19 protein-coding genes, 4 tRNA genes and 1 pseudogene are annotated in these 16751 nt (G+C 56.3%); 15 read left to right on the plus strand and 9 right to left on the minus strand.

Annotated features, from left to right (window positions below):
• The first annotated feature begins 167 nt into the window (after window positions 1-167).
• The 10 genes from ACQ7C1_RS27545 to ACQ7C1_RS27590 all read left to right on the plus strand — a co-directional run bounded on the left by ACQ7C1_RS27545 (window position 168) and on the right by ACQ7C1_RS27590 (window position 7373).
• A complete protein-coding gene (locus ACQ7C1_RS27545; RefSeq protein WP_221124170.1) occupies window positions 168-1457 on the plus strand; it encodes a tyrosine-type recombinase/integrase in 1290 nt (429 codons plus the stop codon).
• A gap of 359 nt (window positions 1458-1816) precedes the next feature.
• Window positions 1817-2113 (plus strand): helix-turn-helix transcriptional regulator, encoded by a 297-nt coding sequence (locus ACQ7C1_RS27550; protein WP_221124169.1) that lies wholly within the window; start codon window positions 1817-1819, stop codon window positions 2111-2113.
• 76 nt (window positions 2114-2189) lie between these two features.
• The gene (locus ACQ7C1_RS27555; protein ID WP_221124168.1) at window positions 2190-2528 is read left to right on the plus strand and encodes a hypothetical protein; all 339 of its coding nucleotides are present in this window, start codon (window positions 2190-2192) and stop codon (window positions 2526-2528) included.
• Between the two features lie 14 nt (window positions 2529-2542).
• Window positions 2543-3139, plus strand: a complete 597-nt coding sequence (locus ACQ7C1_RS27560) for a YdaU family protein (RefSeq protein WP_430960566.1) — start codon at window positions 2543-2545, stop codon at window positions 3137-3139.
• Between the two features lie 297 nt (window positions 3140-3436).
• On the plus strand, window positions 3437-4003 hold the full coding sequence (locus ACQ7C1_RS27565; RefSeq protein WP_221124166.1) for a terminase small subunit: 567 nt from the start codon (window positions 3437-3439) through the stop codon (window positions 4001-4003).
• Window positions 3990-4319, plus strand: a complete 330-nt coding sequence (locus ACQ7C1_RS27570) for a hypothetical protein (RefSeq protein ID WP_221124165.1) — start codon at window positions 3990-3992, stop codon at window positions 4317-4319. The genes ACQ7C1_RS27565 and ACQ7C1_RS27570 overlap by 14 nt, the downstream gene beginning before the upstream one ends.
• A gap of 4 nt (window positions 4320-4323) precedes the next feature.
• The gene (locus ACQ7C1_RS27575) at window positions 4324-4629 is read left to right on the plus strand and encodes a hypothetical protein (protein WP_221124164.1); all 306 of its coding nucleotides are present in this window, start codon (window positions 4324-4326) and stop codon (window positions 4627-4629) included.
• 83 nt (window positions 4630-4712) lie between these two features.
• Entirely contained in the window at window positions 4713-5417 is a 705-nt protein-coding gene (locus ACQ7C1_RS27580; RefSeq protein WP_221124163.1) for a recombinase family protein, read from the plus strand.
• Between the two features lie 198 nt (window positions 5418-5615).
• On the plus strand, window positions 5616-6398 hold the full coding sequence (locus ACQ7C1_RS27585; RefSeq protein WP_221124162.1) for a hypothetical protein: 783 nt from the start codon (window positions 5616-5618) through the stop codon (window positions 6396-6398).
• A 210-nt stretch (window positions 6399-6608) separates the two neighbouring features.
• Window positions 6609-7373: a hypothetical protein gene (locus ACQ7C1_RS27590; RefSeq protein WP_430960561.1), complete on the plus strand. Its 765-nt coding sequence runs from the start codon at window positions 6609-6611 to the stop codon at window positions 7371-7373.
• Window positions 7374-8621: 1248 nt separating this feature from the next.
• On the opposite strand, the pseudogene ACQ7C1_RS27595 reads toward ACQ7C1_RS27590, so the two are convergent.
• Window positions 8622-8790, minus strand: a pseudogene (locus tag ACQ7C1_RS27595) (helix-turn-helix transcriptional regulator); the annotation flags it as partial.
• Between the two features lie 257 nt (window positions 8791-9047).
• On the opposite strand from ACQ7C1_RS27595, the gene ACQ7C1_RS27600 reads away from it, so the two are divergent.
• Entirely contained in the window at window positions 9048-9287 is a 240-nt protein-coding gene (locus ACQ7C1_RS27600) for a M48 metallopeptidase family protein (protein ID WP_311044585.1), read from the plus strand.
• Between the two features lie 164 nt (window positions 9288-9451).
• On the opposite strand, the gene ACQ7C1_RS27605 is transcribed toward ACQ7C1_RS27600, so the two are convergent.
• From ACQ7C1_RS27605 to gloA, 7 genes are all read right to left on the minus strand, one after another.
• The gene (locus tag ACQ7C1_RS27605) at window positions 9452-10090 is read right to left on the minus strand and encodes a hypothetical protein (protein ID WP_221124160.1); all 639 of its coding nucleotides are present in this window, start codon (window positions 10088-10090) and stop codon (window positions 9452-9454) included.
• 10 nt (window positions 10091-10100) lie between these two features.
• A complete protein-coding gene (locus ACQ7C1_RS27610; RefSeq protein ID WP_221124159.1) occupies window positions 10101-11048 on the minus strand; it encodes a hypothetical protein in 948 nt (315 codons plus the stop codon).
• A 503-nt stretch (window positions 11049-11551) separates the two neighbouring features.
• Window positions 11552-11839 (minus strand): hypothetical protein, encoded by a 288-nt coding sequence (locus ACQ7C1_RS27615; protein WP_221124158.1) that lies wholly within the window; start codon window positions 11837-11839, stop codon window positions 11552-11554.
• Between the two features lie 297 nt (window positions 11840-12136).
• Window positions 12137-12211: transfer RNA gene (locus tag ACQ7C1_RS27620), tRNA-Glu, on the minus strand.
• A gap of 75 nt (window positions 12212-12286) precedes the next feature.
• Window positions 12287-12361: transfer RNA gene (locus ACQ7C1_RS27625), tRNA-Glu, on the minus strand.
• Between the two features lie 198 nt (window positions 12362-12559).
• Window positions 12560-13627, minus strand: a complete 1068-nt coding sequence (locus ACQ7C1_RS27630; RefSeq protein WP_430960562.1) for a D-Ala-D-Ala carboxypeptidase family metallohydrolase — start codon at window positions 13625-13627, stop codon at window positions 12560-12562.
• Between the two features lie 165 nt (window positions 13628-13792).
• Window positions 13793-14233, minus strand: a complete 441-nt coding sequence (gene gloA, locus ACQ7C1_RS27635) for a lactoylglutathione lyase (protein WP_085778026.1) — start codon at window positions 14231-14233, stop codon at window positions 13793-13795.
• A gap of 194 nt (window positions 14234-14427) precedes the next feature.
• Here gloA and ACQ7C1_RS27640 point away from each other — a divergent pair, with 194 nt between their 5' ends.
• Together ACQ7C1_RS27640 and ACQ7C1_RS27645 are read left to right on the plus strand one after the other, a co-directional pair.
• On the plus strand, window positions 14428-15006 hold the full coding sequence (locus tag ACQ7C1_RS27640) for a cold-shock protein (RefSeq protein ID WP_064802232.1): 579 nt from the start codon (window positions 14428-14430) through the stop codon (window positions 15004-15006).
• 1 nt (window position 15007) lies between these two features.
• On the plus strand, window positions 15008-15493 hold the full coding sequence (locus tag ACQ7C1_RS27645; protein WP_183701004.1) for a DUF192 domain-containing protein: 486 nt from the start codon (window positions 15008-15010) through the stop codon (window positions 15491-15493).
• Between the two features lie 63 nt (window positions 15494-15556).
• Here the strand turns inward: ACQ7C1_RS27645 and ACQ7C1_RS27650 are convergent.
• Window positions 15557-15633: transfer RNA gene (locus tag ACQ7C1_RS27650), tRNA-Pro, on the minus strand.
• Window positions 15634-16302: 669 nt separating this feature from the next.
• On the opposite strand from ACQ7C1_RS27650, the gene ACQ7C1_RS27655 reads away from it, so the two are divergent.
• Complete coding sequence (locus ACQ7C1_RS27655; protein WP_085778028.1) at window positions 16303-16608, plus strand: ETC complex I subunit; 306 nt, start codon at window positions 16303-16305, stop codon at window positions 16606-16608.
• A gap of 57 nt (window positions 16609-16665) precedes the next feature.
• Window positions 16666-16742, plus strand: a tRNA-Arg gene (locus ACQ7C1_RS27660).
• Window positions 16743-16751: the final 9 nt, after the last annotated feature.

Genomic DNA, 16751 nt, shown 5'->3' on the forward strand with positions numbered 1-16751 from the left:
AAAGAAGCGTCAAAATCGCCAAACATATTGAAATAACTTGACGTTTATCTGCCGTACTCGGTAAAGAAGTGCCATGCCGTGACGGCTTGAACTGCCCCCGAGCTGCCCCCGCCAAATACATTCTGTAAAGACTGACGAGACCAACACACGAACAAACAGAGTCATCCGTGAAGACCAGATTGACGCCCGATTTCGTCAAAAACCTAAGACCGGAAGAGGGCAAGCGGCTTGAAATCCGCGATACCGAAGAGCGCGGTTTGGTTCTGCGTGTGACGCCCACAGGCAACAAATCATGGTCCATGCGCTACGAAGCGCCCGATGGGACGATGCGCCGCAAGACCTACCAATATCCGGAAATAGGTCTGGCACGAGCTCGCGAACTGATCCGCAAGCTCAGAGGGCAAGTTACCGAGGGCCGCGACGTAATTGCCGAAGAGCGTAAAGCCAAGGATGACGCTAAGGCGGAAGCGGCAAGGGAAACCCTATCCGATGTTGCGACAGCATATTTTGCCGCGTGCCTGGTCGGAACCCAGCGCATCGGCGATAGGGTGCGCATTAAAGCGCCAAAAACTCTTGCTCAAGAGGAGCGCGTTTGGAAGGCAGACGTCGAACCGAAGTTCGGCAATCGCATCGTCACAACCCTAACTAAGAAGGAAATCATTCAATGGGTCGATGCGCTCACCAGCCGCGCGCCATCGGCGGGTCGTGCTGGCTTTCACCTGTTGCGGCAAATGCTCAATTTCGCCGTGACCCGCGATATCATTCCGATGAACCCCGCGCCGCACGTCGCCGTGAAGGCGATAGACCCGCGCACCCGCTGGCTTACTGATGATGAACTTCGCAAGGTTTGGGCGTTGCTGAACGATATCGAGGCACGCGCCAAAGTCGAGGTTTCCGACGAAATGGCGCTTCTATTGCAGATGATGCTTCTAGAGCCACTGCGCGCTTCGGAAGTTGCTGGGATGGAATGGGCGGAAATCGAGGGCGACGTTTGGACCGTCCCGGCACCCCGCATGAAGGGGAAACGTCAGCACGTTATGCCACTTACGGCCCCCGCGATGGCACTGTTGGAGCGCGCACGACAAATCATTGGCGACGACGTGTTGGTGTTTCGTTCCGCGAGATCGGGACGCCCGTTACATGCCGCTTCAATTGGTGCCGCCTTCAAGCGCATTGTAGAGCATCTGGACATGCCGCGCGCCACGCCGCACGACTTCCGCCGAACGGCACTCACGAACATCTGCGGAGACCGCATCGGCATTCCGCGCTCGACTGGGAAGCTGCTACTGGCTCATGCCGACCACGACATGACAGGCAAGCATTACGACATGAACGACTATCTTGCCGAAAAGCGCCGAACCGCCGACGCATGGGCCAATTTGCTGATGGACATTGTTGCAGAGACGCCGAGCGATGGCGGGGGCAAGGTAATAGCATTTCCACGCAAGCAGGCGTGACCGATCAAGAGAGTTTATGGGTATGAAATCCCGCAAACTTGCGCGGGGGTTCAAAGCCGGGTTGAGGAAAAGTTTAACCCGTTTCGACACCCAAGCCGCTGATTTGGCGCCACTTACAGAGCATTGACTTTCAACTCAATTTAAACCTAAGCGATAAGCGATTTTAAACCAAATTGATTGCGATTTCCTGAGCAACTTCAATTGGTTCAATCGATTTTTTTCATTTGTCACGTCACTCTCCGACGCGCCATGGTTATGTCCGACACCGCACAACTCAAAATGAGCTTTACACCGTCCGACCGAAGCAGCGATGAATCTGTATGTCACGGTAAGACTCTGAAAATTGGGAGAACCAGACAATGACAAACGAAAGACTTATCCGGCCAAAGGACGCGGCCCACCGACTAGGTGTAAGCACCCGTACGCTCTATCGGGAGGTTTCAGCCGGTAACATTCCCGCGCCGTTGAAGATCAGCGAACGAACCTCCGCTTGGCGTGAAAGCACCATTCTGCAGATCATCAGCGACCGGGCGAAAGGGCAGATGTCGACGGCTGCCGTCGCCGTCGCCGTTTCGGAAAAGCGCGGGCCGGGGCGTCCAAGGAAGTTGCCCGTCACCGACGGTGCCAACAGCACCGACCCCAGAGGTGCAGCATGACCACGGTCGAAATCTTGCAGCCACCTTTCATCGACGACTATGCGGGCTCTGCCCCATCTGCAATCGCAACGATGAAATGCTCAATGTCGATAAAACACATTGGACCGTTTGCCACACACATAAGGTCCGCTGGTCTATCGGCTCTAACCTGTTTTCCGGTTGGCGTAATAAGACCGAGGAAGATTGGGAGCGGAATAGCAAGCTGCTGTCTGCCTATGAGGATGTCGCGCCGTTCTTGTATCCTTACGACGACAATGACGGCAGCGCCGACTCCACCACTCATAAGCAGCTGGGCTCGCCGGTTGGCAGACAGGCTCAGCAGGCGGGCGGTGAGCCGCCCCGTTTGGGCGGACTGGATGGCGAGCCTGCAGCCTGTAGCGTAGGTAATGGCACTTCCAGAAAGGCACGTGGATGACCCACCTCCATTGGATGAAAACTTACGTCGGCGACGAGGCGGCTGCGACCGTCCACCTGTCGAGAGATGAGTTTGGGGCATACGAGCTTTTAAGGCGGTATTACTGGCAACACGGGTGCTTGCCGAATGATGACGACCGCCTTGCCCGAATTGCCCGCGCTACCCCGGATGAGTGGAAAAACCTCCGGCCGGTGATCGAAATTCTCTTTGATGATGGGTGGCGGAACGCCCGGCTAGACGAAGAGCGAGCAAACGCCGAGAAGTACCACGCAGACCGGGTGAGGGCGGGTCGAAAGGGCGGAAAAACCAAGCAAAGCTTGAGCACTGCTAGAGCTAAGCTCAAGCAACCAGAACCAGAACCAGAACCAGAACCAGAACCATATTCAGCATCAGACACAGAGCCAGCTGGCTGGGCTTTAGAAGAAAGGGGGATTGGTAGGGGCTCTCTTCGTAGATTTGCAGCACCTTCGAATGTCGTCGAAGGACGAAATTTTCTGATCAATCACAACGTCCCCAGTGATCAGCTTGATCGATGCCTTCGAATGCTAATGGAAGGAAGCCTTACCGCCTATGACATCGAAGAATGGTCCAGCATCAGAGGTGTGGCATGAAGCAGATGGATCTATTTGAGTGGGCCGCGTCCCGACCATCCGCTGATGTAATCGACATCATGCCTGCGCTTATCCGCAAGATCGCATCCGAAGCGGTATGGCCGCCGACCCCTAAGTCCGGTGAAATTGTCATGCTTAAGAGGGGTGCAGCATGAGCCCAATTGAAATCGGTGAGCTTCGCTTCGTGACGAAAACCATCGCGCGCTGAAGCTCCAACGACCGGACGTCACCGGCTGTCGTTGAGCAGAGGCCGCGCCTAACGTTGGGGAGCCCGCCCAAACCGGAGTACCGTGCATCATGCCGCCGCTTTCGAATGCCAGACGCGAAGCTTTTGCCCGCCTCGTTGCCAAGGGTGAGGCCGCGTCACGGGCCTATGCCAGCGTCTATGGTGTCTCTGGTCATACGGCTGAGGTGAGCGCCCATAGGTTGCTGAGAAATGATGGTGTGGCCGCTCGCGTCGACGAACTAAAGAGCGTGGCCGCCAAACGGACCACAAAAACGGTCGCGAGTCTGGTGAGCGACCTCGACCAAATCATTGCATTTTCAAAGGAATGCCGAAATCCAGCCGCGATGGTCGCCGCCGTCAACAGCCAAGCCCGGCTGTTGGGTTTGATGATCGATCGGAGCGAACAGGTGGTGCTGAGAAAGCCCGCGCCGCTACCGACCGCCGTTATCGAATTATCCGAAGCCGAATGGGTGCGCCAATTTGGCTCTGGACCGGCCCCCACGAGGACGCTCCCGGGTGCCAAGCGGTCGAAAGCTGATCAGCGAAAACCGCCGCCAGCCATCAGATGGGACGCCAGCACCGGCGAGATATTGAAAGCGCGAATGATAACGATAGGAGACGACGATGATAGTGATTGACCGGAGACCAGTCGAAGCCAACAACGTGATCGTGATCGACGACGCTGCACTCGATGCCGCCGTGGCAAAGCTTACGGCGTTGCCCGGACTAATGCGCGATGACGTAATGGCTTTGGAGCGGGTCGCGTCCAAATTTTGCGAGGAAAGGGGCGAGCCTGCATGGATCGCGGTGCCGTTGCTGCTGGTCGCCGCCTCGTCGATCTATCGCAACATCATGCTCCGGCCCAACGATGATTTGATGCTTGTCGCCATTCTACGGGCTGCATTCAAAGCCGTGCGGGAGACAATGCCCGAAAAGCCGGGCAAGCCGGAATAGCGCCATGGCGGTCGACCGCAAGTCCATCGTTGCCGATCTGCGGCAGATAGCTGATCTGGCCGAGGAAAGTGGCGACCGTGCAACCGCCGTCAAGGCACTACGCATCGCTTGGGATATTACGTGTCATGCCCCCGCCAGTCCGAAGCCGCCAAGCGTGGACGCCATCATTGCGGTTTGCGACTCGGTTGGCCCGCTCATGGCTCGGTTTGCCCCGAAAGAGGTTACGAGGTTTCTAGCCACCGTCGCCGATCTCCGTCATCGCCGCCTCGAACTGCTCGCGGAAGAACGAGAAAACGCCACCATTCACTAGCATTCATCACTTCCTCTGGCTTCCGTCCGCGTCTTGTTGTAACAATTGCTTGAGGAAGCGTTACACATAGAGGGGCGGATGGCTTGAGTATCAGAACAAATAGAAAGGCTGTGGCATATCTCAGAACGTCCAGTTCAGCCAATGTCGGGGCGGACAAGGATAGCGAGAGGCGACAACGCGAGGCCATCGACGGATTTGCCAACGCGGCGGGTTATGAGATCGTGGACAGCTACTATGACGCAGCCGTTTCCGGGGCCGATGCCGTGACCGAACGCCCCGGCTTTTCCTCGATGCTGGAGCGGTTGCTATCGAATGGTGTGCGCACCATCCTTGTCGAGACCGCCAGCCGCTTTGCCCGCGACATGATTGTGCAAGAGACCGGACACAAAATGCTAAAGGCTCGTGGTATCGATCTAATCGCCGTGGACAGCCCCGACAGTTTCGTTGGTGACACCCCGACCGCGACTTTGATCCGGCAGGTGCTTGGTGCCGTCTCCGAGTTTGAGAAAGCGATGTTGGTCGAAAAGCTGAAAGGTGCACGGGAACGCAAGCGCCGTGAGACCGGCAAGAAGGTGGGGGGTCGGAAGAACTATGGCGAGATGGAAGGCGGTAGCGAGATGATTGCACTGGCCAAGAAGCTTCACCGCTACCCGGTCAATGGCAAGCGCCGTTCGCTAAACGACATTGCCGAGGAATTGGCCAAAGCTGGTTACCTATCCAGCACTGGAAAGCCTTTCGCTAGGATTGCTATCTCTCGCATGCTGGAACGGAAGCCCGAGGAGAATTAGGCAGGGGGCTTGCCCCGCACGCCCTTCCGTTGGCAGGGCGGCAAAAGGCTCCAGCTGTGCGCCATCCTTTGCTGCGGCGCAGGGTCTAACTGATCCTTGGCAAAGGGCAGCGTCCAAACGGTCCTTGCCCAAAACGGGAAGCTTCGCTCAAGCAGCGATGACTATATCGGATCATCAACTGATGATCTGGAGTAATTCATGCGACGCTTATGGATATGCATCGTAGTGGCGGCGTCCGCCCTGCCGGTATTTGCCGATAGCTATCCGCCACTGGCCCAGACCTTCGCCGACGCGGCAGCGACGGGCCGGGAGATACGCGATCTACAAGCCCAAGAGGCCATGGCTTGGTGGGCGGCGGCCATGTTCTGGGTCACGTTGGCCTCGTCTTTGGTTGGTGGGCTAGGGCTTGTAGGCTTGTTCGTATCGCTCTATCAAACGCGAGCCGCGATCGAGCACGCTAGGGAAACCTCCTTTATCGACGTGCGGCCGTGGCTTCTGATAGAAGGCGTTGAGATCACCAGCACGGCTGGTGTGTACGGCGAGAAAGGCTTTCATTTCACCGCGCAGGGCTCCATCAACGTCCGCAACACGGGCAAACTCCCTGTCGAAGCGCTCGCGCATGTTGTTACCTTTGGCCCTACTGCAGACAGCGTCCGACCACTGACGGAAGCTCTACATGCACGGATCGAAGAACTAGACGGGAACGGCTACATTGTTCCGCCGGGGCAATCGTTTAGGTTGCCGCTGCTCTTGCAGGTCGAGATGACCTCTGAAGAGGCGGAGAAGATCGCGGACGAAATGCTTCGCCTTTCCATCAGCGCGCACTATCAAACTGCGGGACTAGAGCGGGATTTCCGAACGATAGCCGGTGCACACGTACTCCCAAGTGTTGGAAACCATAAGCCCCTCACTATTAGAGATTTCAAGATCTATCGCGAAAGCTGGCATTTGGATCGCCTAATGTACGGCGTTCTCACATAGGCTTTCGACGATCGGCAACCGATAGGCCAACCACGATGGCCTTGCCTGTTGCACAGACCGTGGAGCAGTTAATAGCCCGCTGCCGCCGCTCACCACTTACGTAATAGCCGCTCCGCAGAACGAAACACCAGTTGAATTTGCCTGTGGGCAATTGCAGCACCCGTCTGGCCGTCACTTTCGCACCGATGCTGCGTGTCCTACAGTCCACCAATGATCGATGAACTGACCGGAATTGCGGACGATATGGCGGCCTTGCTCCCATTGTTCGTCGATGGGGGAAATACATCGGGCCTTATTCTTCCGACAACCCACTCGGCAACGTTCAAGGCTCTCGCGATTGAGGCAAAGTCGATTATCGATCAAGAACTTGGTCACGGCAACGAGTACTCTTTGAACCTTCTGCATGCCGTTAACACCGGTTCTGGAGGTTTTATCGGAGGGCCATCTTACGCCTCTGTTGAAGAGGCTACTCAGATCGTGCGTGCTGCGGTGCGTGCGTTCGAGCGAAAGTGGCGAATACCTGCACATTCAGCACTTTCTGCCAAATCCTATGTCGATCCCACCCGGGTTCTGGCGCTCCAAGCCATCGGCAATGGCCCCTGGGACTTCGCACGCCTCATTGAGCTTTGCCGTGAAATCAATATTGCGGCGGCAAACCGATGCCACCTATCAACAGCTATGCTTCTCCGCACGATCATAAACCATGTACCGCCAGTTTTTGGTTTCGCTACCTTTGCCGAATTGGCTAACCAGTATGGCGGCGCCAAATCGCAGAAATCGTTCAAGGCTTCAATGCAGCGTCTTGAGACCTCACTTCGCAACATTGCCGATATGCATCTCCATTCCCCAATAAGATCCCGCGAAGACGTGCCTACAGCAGTCCAAGTCGACTTCGCGGCAGACCTAGACGTCCTTCTCGGCGAGATTGTTCGTCTGAGCCGGGGGGGGGAAATAAAAGGTCACGGACGTCGTTGAAGGCAGCGCGGGTAATCACTATTTTTTGCGCCGAGCAAGCTCAGTGTAAGAGCTTGATGACGGTTTACCATAAGGGCCTCACCATTGGATCTGAGCGCTTCGGAAGCGATAGAGCGGGGGCTTCCGGTTGGCGGGGGTGGAAAAAGGGTCCCATCCAACAGCCGCATCACGGGCGTTGGGGCGATGGTCGTTGCTCTAGAACCCCAAGGCTCTAGAAGCAGGATTATCGGTTGATGGATTGCGATTACATCTTAACGATTGTCTACCAAGGCCAGTACCGTGAGCTTGCGGGGCACACTCTGACGCTTATCGCTTACCTTGTGGACCAAGCGTTGATGTCGGCAGATGATGCTACATGCCTCTTTGTAGATGCGTTTATTCTCGGCGAGGCTCACCGGCAGTGGCCGGTGGAAGTGCACGTCGAACGCGCTTGGTGACACGTACCTCGGCGCCCTAACCTCCCGATTGCCGTGCGGCTACGGGCTTTTCTGCTAGAGTAACGACGCTAAGGGTACCGTTGATGCGGATCTGCCCCGGTCACAAACGGCAAGCGCAAAACCGTCTGGACCGATCATGGCAAGGCGGGGCGCGTTCAATTTCCTATCCCGCGATTTGCCGCCACCTTGTCACGACGCTGGCCAAAGAATGCGTTTAGCACGTCCGGCGCATGATCGAGCATCGGAGCGCTTTACGAGAGCAGCCGTCTCGCGCATGCTGGGCAAGCAAGCCGGATGGCAAGTGATCGCCCGGCGCTGGCGGCCTGCCTGCCGCCACCCGCCCTCCGGGTCTTTCGACGGGCGGGGTAGGGGGCCAGAAAAGGGGCCCACTTCACATAATTTGGTCTACAGCGACTTGTTGCAAACAGGTCCAGCCAAGGGCGCGATGCAGAGCGATTTCAGAACCGCAGGTGAGAGATTTTTTAGTATATCGGAGGTCGGCGACGTTAATTCTCGGTCTTTTTTGCTGCCTTCAATTGAGCGCGGCGAATAGCATCTGCCTCATCACGGCGCTGTTGTCGCGTCATCGCGCTTGCGCGGACATCGACACTGCCATCCGGTATGTCTGTCCCCAAATCCTCCTGCGGCACTGTCGACCTTCGCGATGCCTGCAGGAAAGCGTCTAAGCCATATTTAGCCATCGCTTCGTGTCTCGCTCGCGCTTGCTCTACGTGGGTCTTTGCACCTCTCGATGCGTCAACCAATCTTTGAAGACTGTTCTCTTCTTCAAGGTCTTCGAAACATGCCTCGATCTCGTGGCGATCCCAGATCACCCGGCTGCCTATCCGCTTCGGCTTCGGCATTCGGCCCTCTGCCACAAGCTTGTCGAACGTCGTCTCACCGACGCCAATGTAACGGGCGGCAACCTCCCGCGACATGCCGCGCGGGGGATACGAATACCTGTCTTCCTTGTTGGGCATTTGTCTTCCATACGATTTGATAATTTTGTGTACGGCTCAAAATGGTCCGGACCTCTGGCACGTCAGTAGCAACGGACGGTTGACGGTGGCTGCTATGGATCCTGAGCCCACTATCTTGGGACCGGTTCGCTTCGCCGTCCAGCGGCAGTTAAAACGGCGCGCCGGGTTCGCGATGATGCCCGAGAATATGTCCGCCGACACGGCGAGGGTCATGGCTTGAAGCCCAGCGGTCTGCAGATAAAGGACCAGAAGCAGATGTGGGGCAGCTGCGGCCAAGGATCGGCAAGATCAACCTCAATTGGCATCTGATCGTTGCCCCAAAGCCGGCGCTCGAATACGCAGTCGTCCACGAGATGTGCCACCTGAACGTCGGCATCACGAGCCGAAGTTTTGGACACTTGTCGGGCCCATTCTTACCGGACTGGGCGGAGAGGAAGGCTTGGCTCGACAAGAACGAGCACTTGTTGGGGTGGGAAACGGTGGAATCTGCAGCTTAGAAAAATGGGCTTCAAAGAGAGAAGGAGACAAGAAGAAAAGGCCCTGCTTTGAAAAGTTTATCGTGCTATCCAAATGGGCCGCCCCGTGCCGTGGCGCCGAAGACCGACTGGAGGTTTAATTAAAATTCTCTAGCAAAATCAATAAGTCGTAGCATATTTTGATTTCAGCCTTCTGACCGCTTGGCTGTCGGCTTTTTTAATATCTGAGCCTCTTTGTGGTAGAGGCGATCAATCATGTAGTAGAGCCCGTGGCATGTGGTGATGAACATGTGCGATATGACGAGTGAGCATATGATTACGACTCCAACTCGGATAAGCCCGGTGATGGTATCGGCAAGTGCGGCAAGACGTGGAAACTCTGCGAACAGCATCAGAACGTCGGTACTGGCTCCGCCGAGTACGATCAAAAGTATCGATCCCAGAGAAATGATCAGGGAAACGAATGAGAGATAGCCGAACAACGCGCATACATACTGACGCCTCGTCAGATTTTCAGGCTCTCCGTTAGCGGCTTCGCGAGAGATGGGGCCGACTAGGATCTCTTCGTCAAGGTCGCCAATAGCCGTCGAAAAGCTTGCGATGCCGACAAGCGCCGCAATGTAAAACCCGGTAAGAACGGCTGAGAAACTGCCAATCCTGTCGAGAAATCCTTTGTCGCCAAAGAAGTTCGCGTTAGCGATGATGAACGGCGCGCTAACAATTGCCGTTAGGGCAACAAGAGCAAGCAGGTTTCGGCGGTAGAGGTATCGGCCGTCCGCGTCCTTGAGCCGGAGATAGCCCAAGGGGTAGGTCAAGATGTTCATCTGCTCCTCGTTAGATTTTAGCTATGGCTACGGCTCTTTGAACGACCTCATCAACGATATCAACGCTACACGTAGGGAGTGCGGTTTTGAAGGCAGCTTGCTCCGATCGAATGAATAAAATTTCTTTTGCTTCTTCGTCTCTATCGATCTTCACCGTCCGTGTTCGATCATCGTTCAAACCCACGTCCACCTTAAACTCCGCCCACCCGTCGGCTTTGGCCTTTCCCATGAGATTGGAAATAACACCACGCCAGTTCTTGGCGTCGATTTCTCCCGTTACGCGGAGCTTCAGAACCTCTTGCTCTGGCTTAAACATTCCGTCAGCATCCACGAATTCTGGTTTTCCTGGTCGGGAGAGGGTGACAAACTTGATGTGTCCCGACTTTAAGGCGTTCTCCATTGACTCGGATTTGATCCCTTCCGGCTTGAACGAGACGTAGGTTTCGATCTCCGTTTTCGCCCGCTTGAAATTGTAAGGGTAGTCATGGAGAGCGTTCGAGATTAGCCGCCGCACGACCGCCATGCTGATGCCCGGGATTTCTTCCAGAGCCGCTCGATGTTTTGATTTTGGATTGCCCACGGTAGATATCACCACGTGGGCCGAGACCGACTGCTCTTCATCCGCATCTTTGACTGTTTGACGCAGGGTGAATTTTTTGTCCGCGTCTTTGCGGGCTTTCTTCCTATACACCGGGTCGGCTGCGTTTGGGCTGGCTCGGTGCACCAATATTGCAAGGGCCGCGTGCTTAGCAAGGTACTCCACCTCCATCAGTTCCACGATATCGCCGTTCGGTTGAACCTCTAAGGCCTTCTCTGCTTTGATATGGGTCTTGAGCGCATCAATGATGCTGTAGTCGTCTGCATCAGCGACCAATGGAAGGTAGGGGGCGCCGGTATGACGAGGAGTAAAACTGAACTCAAACTTGCGAAAATACCGAGAATGCTTTTCGAGGAACACAGAATTTTCTCCGAATCTAAAGATCAGAGACTTTAAGTGCACGGTTCATCTAGAGTCGATAGGTTGTGTCGCCGCTTCAGCGATGTTTCACAAGTTGTTCGTTAAATAGGTCAACAGTGAAGCCGCTCCGGAACTCCTTTAAAGGGCTTCTCGTCGATCATCGAGGTACTCGGTAACCGGAACGGCGATCTCGCGAGCACCAACGTTGCGCGGAAATTTGTCCGCGCGGGTGGATTATTATCGCGGCGGGCGCCGAGGTTGCGCCCCATCGAGAGCGATACGAGGTCATCACGTCCAATTAGTTGGCTGTGCCGACTATCTGAGCCTGCTCAGGTGCGTCAATGATTCCCGTAGCCCGTGAGGTGCTTTGCGGCGCATTCGGTGCCCTGTAGAGAATTATCGGAACACAATCCGGCAAGAAAATGCTGCGGGTGACGGGATCGAACCCGTAAGGATTTCTCCGAGGGATCTTAGGTCCACGTGGCCCTCATAGCCGCATGGGTCTAGCTCTTGACTGTATCGTATGACGAGTTTTTCCAAGGGTATTTCTTGAACTCGTTTCGGATGGTCTTCCCCGGCATAGCCGGTTCGCGGGTGTCCTCGTACTTGCTGAGATCGGCGGTTAGATCGATCAGAATGCGCTTCTTTTTTGTTTTCGCCCTGAGGCCTGAATTTAATATTCGGTAGTTTTCTTCGCGAAAATCTCCCGGTGCCTTCGGCTCGATCTTCCGCCTCTTCTTGACCCTGGCTTGTTCAGTGTTGAACTTCGGCTTTTTACTTTTTGGTTTCATGCGCCCCTCCAAAAGCAACTGTTGCGATGATAGCTCGCATAGTCCGGTAGCCGTCAAGGAGGCCGGACCCGCAAGTATAATCACTGAAGAACTTTGGCGGGGAAACCTTGAATGACGAGCCGTCCAAAGTGCTACGGGTTAAGCTACGGTAATGTGATGCGGCCTCCATGGAAGGTGCAAATGGCGGGGATCGGGCCATTTAACCTGCCCCCGATCTGCCCCCGAAAGGCAAAATAATTGATCGAATATTTCCGGAGAAAATTGGGGCGGCTATCGATCTGATCTTATTAGGAAAAATGGTACGCCCTAGGGGAGTCGAACCCCTCTTTACAGAATGAGAATCTGTCGTCCTAACCGATAGACGAAGGGCGCAGGCCAGCCTCGATAAAATAGGCGTGCGCGCGAGCTTCTGCAAGCGGATGCGATGGCTTCTGTATGGAGAGAAAGTGGCACGCCCTAGGGGAGTCGAACCCCTCTTCCCAGAATGAAAATCTGGTGTCCTAACCGATAGACGAAGGGCGCTTCCTTCGTGGTGGCGCCCTTATAGTCAGCACCTTCGAAAGCCGCAAGCGGCAAATTCGATTTTTTTCAAAAAAATGACAGATATTCCAGTGGCAGTACTATTTAAAATTACCACTGGCGAATCAAAGGCTTGTACAGCCTTCCAGAAGCAGGTGAAATCCAGCTGACGTTGGGTGAGGGAACTTCGCGTCGACGATGTCAGATCGCTCTTGCGGTGGTTAAGGGTGCCCGTTTGCCGCCGCAGCCCCAGTTCCAGTCCCGGGTCTTGCCGGTGTCGAGGTGGACCGAGTCGGTGTGGCAATAGGTGCCGACCCCGCCGCGATCCGGCAAGGATCTTATATAGGCGGCGATATCCCAATTGGAGACGCCGTCGATCTGAATGTCCGCGGCCTCACAGCTCTTGTGCATCGATTCGTCAGCCCCACCGACCAGGCGGTTATGTTCTTCGTCGCGATAGCCTGACGTGACGATGACAGGCCGGCCGAAATGGTTTTCGACCGTCTTGATCACTTTCAGCAGGTCCGGTTTGAAGCAGCCGACCTCGACATTGTCGTTCTGGACGTGCAGCCCGTTCGGCGCAACACGCGTCATGCCGGGCAGGGCGGCTTTGTGCAGAAGGCCGGAAAGACTGCCGAGCAGGTTCTGCTTCGGTGCGCTGTAGAGCGCGTTTGTCGTCGAGGCGGGGATACCGCCCATCGCCAGCGAGGCTGTTTGTACGGGCGCAGGCTGCGTGCCGGAATTTTCGGACGATTGCTGCGGCAGCACCGGGGCGGCCGGCTGTGAGGGCATGATTGGCTGGCTGTAGACGCTGCTTTTTGTAGGGGCCACTCCTTCCGTGGGCGCATAGGCCTGCGGCTGAATGACGGTGGACGTGCTGTTGTTCTGTGGCGGCGGCTGGTGATCCGAAAAGATGCTCATCGCCTGCGCATTGATCCGTGTCGACTGCATGACGAGCCCGCCTATATTGGCAGGCGCCACCATTGCCGGATCGGCCGGCGGGACGGCGGCATTCGCATCGCCTGCCACGACCTGTGGCGCGGCCTCGGCGCCGGAGACATTGACGAGGCGGGGGTCGGTATAGACTGAGCGCGGGGCAGATTTCACGGGCGCCGTTGCGCCAAGCTGTGGCGCTGCGGCCGCCGTCGCTGGAACAGCTGCGGCCGAATCGAGCGTCTTCTTGTTCGATACGCAGCCGGAAAGCGCCAGCATCGAGGTGGCGATCAGCAATGCGCCCGTAATGGGCATCCGCATCTCAAGGTCACGCAAGCAATCGGTCTCCGGTTGATGCGAAAACGGCGAGATATCGCCATCTTCCGCTTCGAGTCACCGGGAGATTGCCTGCGGGGCCGGATCGCGGCAAGCGTCAAGGCGCCGGCCGGACCCGAAATCGCAAAAGCCGCAAGCTTCGCAAAAGCCTTGCGGCCAAAACCATTACCAGGCGCCGGTATTGCCCATGGAAGCCCAGGGTTCGGCGGCCGGAAGCGGGCTTCCCTTCTGCAGGATTTCGATCGAAATGCCGTCGGGCGAGCGCACGAAGGCCATGTTGCCGTCGCGCGGCGGCCGGTTGATGGTAATGCCGTTATCCATCAGCTTTTGGCAGATCGCGTAAATATCATCCACCTCATAGGCGAGGTGGCCGAAATTGCGTCCTCCGCTATAATCCTCCGTATCCCAGTTGTAAGTGAGCTCGAGGCAGGGCGCCTTTTCGCTGCGCGCACGGTCGAGATCGTCGCGAGCGGCCAGGAAAACCAGGGTAAAGCGGCCCTTCTCGTTTTCGTGGCGGCGAATCTCCTCCAGTCCGAACAGCGTGGTATAGAAGGCAAGCGAAGCGTCCAGATCTTTGACGCGAACCATCGTATGAAGATAACGCATTCTATCTACTCCTTTATAGGGGCTGGCCTTTTTGGCGAGCCGAGGTCAGCTTCGGGCAAGTCATCTTTATAAAATGTGCAGCTGGGAATAACCGAAAACTAGGACTTGCGCTTATCCGTTACCAAGATGTTAATCTTGATTTCAAGAATCAGTTAACCGTAACAGTGTGACGCGTATTCGAGGGGCTGGCGATAATGGCTGATAGGATTTCATCGAACGCATACACCGATGTCGACGAGCTGTCGTCGGAAGCGGTCGATCTTGTTGAAATCACCGGTGTCGTCAAGTGGTTCGACGTCGCCAAGGGCTTCGGCTTCATCGTGCCTGATAACGGCATGCAGGATGTTCTCCTGCACGTGACTTGCCTGCGTCGCGACGGCTATCAGACGATCCTCGAGGGGACGCGCATCGTCGCTCTCGTCCAGCGCCGCGAGCGCGGCTACCAGGCTTTCAAGATCCTGTCGATGGATCAGTCGACCGCCATTCATCCTTCGCAGCTGCCGCCGGTGCGCACCCATGTGCAGGTCACCGCCACGAGCGGGCTCGAGCGGGCGCTTGTCAAGTGGTTCAACCGCACCAAGGGCTTCGGCTTCCTGACGCGCGGTGAGGGCACCGAAGACATTTTTGTGCACATGGAGACGCTGCGCCGCTTCGGGCTGACGGAGCTGCGCCCCGGCCAAGTGGTCCTCGTCCGCTTCGGCGATGGCGAAAAGGGCCTGATGGCCGCAGAGATCCATCCCGACGTTCCGAGCCCGGCAAGCCGGTCGCACTGACATGCGCGGCATCGTCCTGTTTCATGCGATCAGAAGCGCCGTCATGGCGCTTTTTTTCTTGGTCGCCCTGCCGGCTTTGGCTGAGGAGGAGATGCGGTTCGAAAAGGAGCCACTGCTCATCCAGACAGCCGCCGGCAAGATGCTGCATTTTACCGTCGAGGTCGCCGCCACCGGTGATCAGCGCGCCCGCGGGCTGATGTTTCGCAAGTCGATGGCTGATGACGCCGGCATGATTTTCGATTTCGGGCAAACACGGCGCGTTGCCATGTGGATGGAGAACACCATCCTGCCGCTCGACATGCTCTTTGCCGACGACACCGGCACGATCCGCCACATCAAGGAAAACGCAAAACCCTATTCACGCGAGATCATCGATTCGATGAGCCCGGTGAAATACGTCGTCGAACTCAATGCCGGCATCGTCGGCAAATTCGGAATCAAGCCGGGCGACAGAATCGTGAGCGCCACGACGACGAAGGCGAAGTGACGGCACACCAGCTCGCGAGGTGCGATGTGGCCAACAAGAAATCCAAGAAATCAGAATATTGAATGGTCGGAGTGGAGAGATTCGAACTCCCGACCCTCTGGTCCCAAACCAGATGCGCTACCAGACTGCGCTACACTCCGTGCCGTGATTGGCAGCGGGAATACACGGTTCACTTCGTCGTCGCAACCCATAAATCCAGCTGTGGCCGGAGATTTCTCACCAGGCCTGTGGACGCAAGAGGAAAATCCCGGTCGGCCTTCAATTTACCTGTGAGGCGCAATTGGACGTCAGGACGATCAGCCTTAGCCGCGGGCGATCAGGCCGATATATTGGGCATAGCTGATAGCGACATAGAAGAAAGCGGTGATGCCAGCTCCTATCATAATGGCATTGAACTCTGTCGAACGTCTCATCATGCGTGCATCCACTGAAGCCGATTGAGCCGCAAACTAGTGCCCGCGGTCGGCTGCGGCAATCACCTTGTGATCACAACATGAGACAATTGGTAATATTGCGCAATCGCTTGGAATTCCTGGGGATTTAGGTGGAATGGCAGCGACATGAGGGATGAATGTGCTGAGGCGCCCGAGTTAACGATAAGCCTTGCTTCCCAACACATTGGCGCATCGTCGGGGTGGCTGTGGCGGCGGCGTCGCGATCCGCTTTTTTCTTGAAAAAACGGGGATTCGCGGATAAGCAAAATTCAACTCTTCGCGTTATCGCAAACGACGAAGCAAGGGCCCGGCAACGGGATTGAGACCATGAAAGGCGGGGCGCTCTGTCCCTGCATATTCGGAGATGCCGCAGTCATGTCTGCCAAGATCTATCGTCCTGCTAAGACCGCCATGCAGTCAGGCAAGGCCAAGACCCATCTCTGGGTGCTTGAATTCGATCAGGAGTCGCCGCGCAAGATCGATCCGATCATGGGCTACACCTCCTCGGGTGACATGCGCCAGCAGGTAAAGCTCACCTTCGAAACGCAGGCGCTTGCCGAATCCTACGCCCAGCGCAACGGCATCGAATACCGCGTCATCGCGCCGAAGGATCCGGCCCGCCAGGTTGTGGCCTATCCGGATAATTTCCGCTATACCCGCACGCAGCCCTGGACGCATTGAAATTTCTCGTCCACATATGGCGCATTCGGTCGCGCTCTTTGAACGTGACCGCCGGACGGCCCCTTAGCTCAGCTGGATAGAGCACCTGCCTTCTAAGCAGGTTGTCGCAGGTTCGATTCCTGCAGGGGTCGCCACCTGCTTTT

The organism is Rhizobium sp. Nf11,1, assembly GCF_050587665.1.
Taxonomy (GTDB): Bacteria; Pseudomonadota; Alphaproteobacteria; order Rhizobiales; family Rhizobiaceae; genus Rhizobium.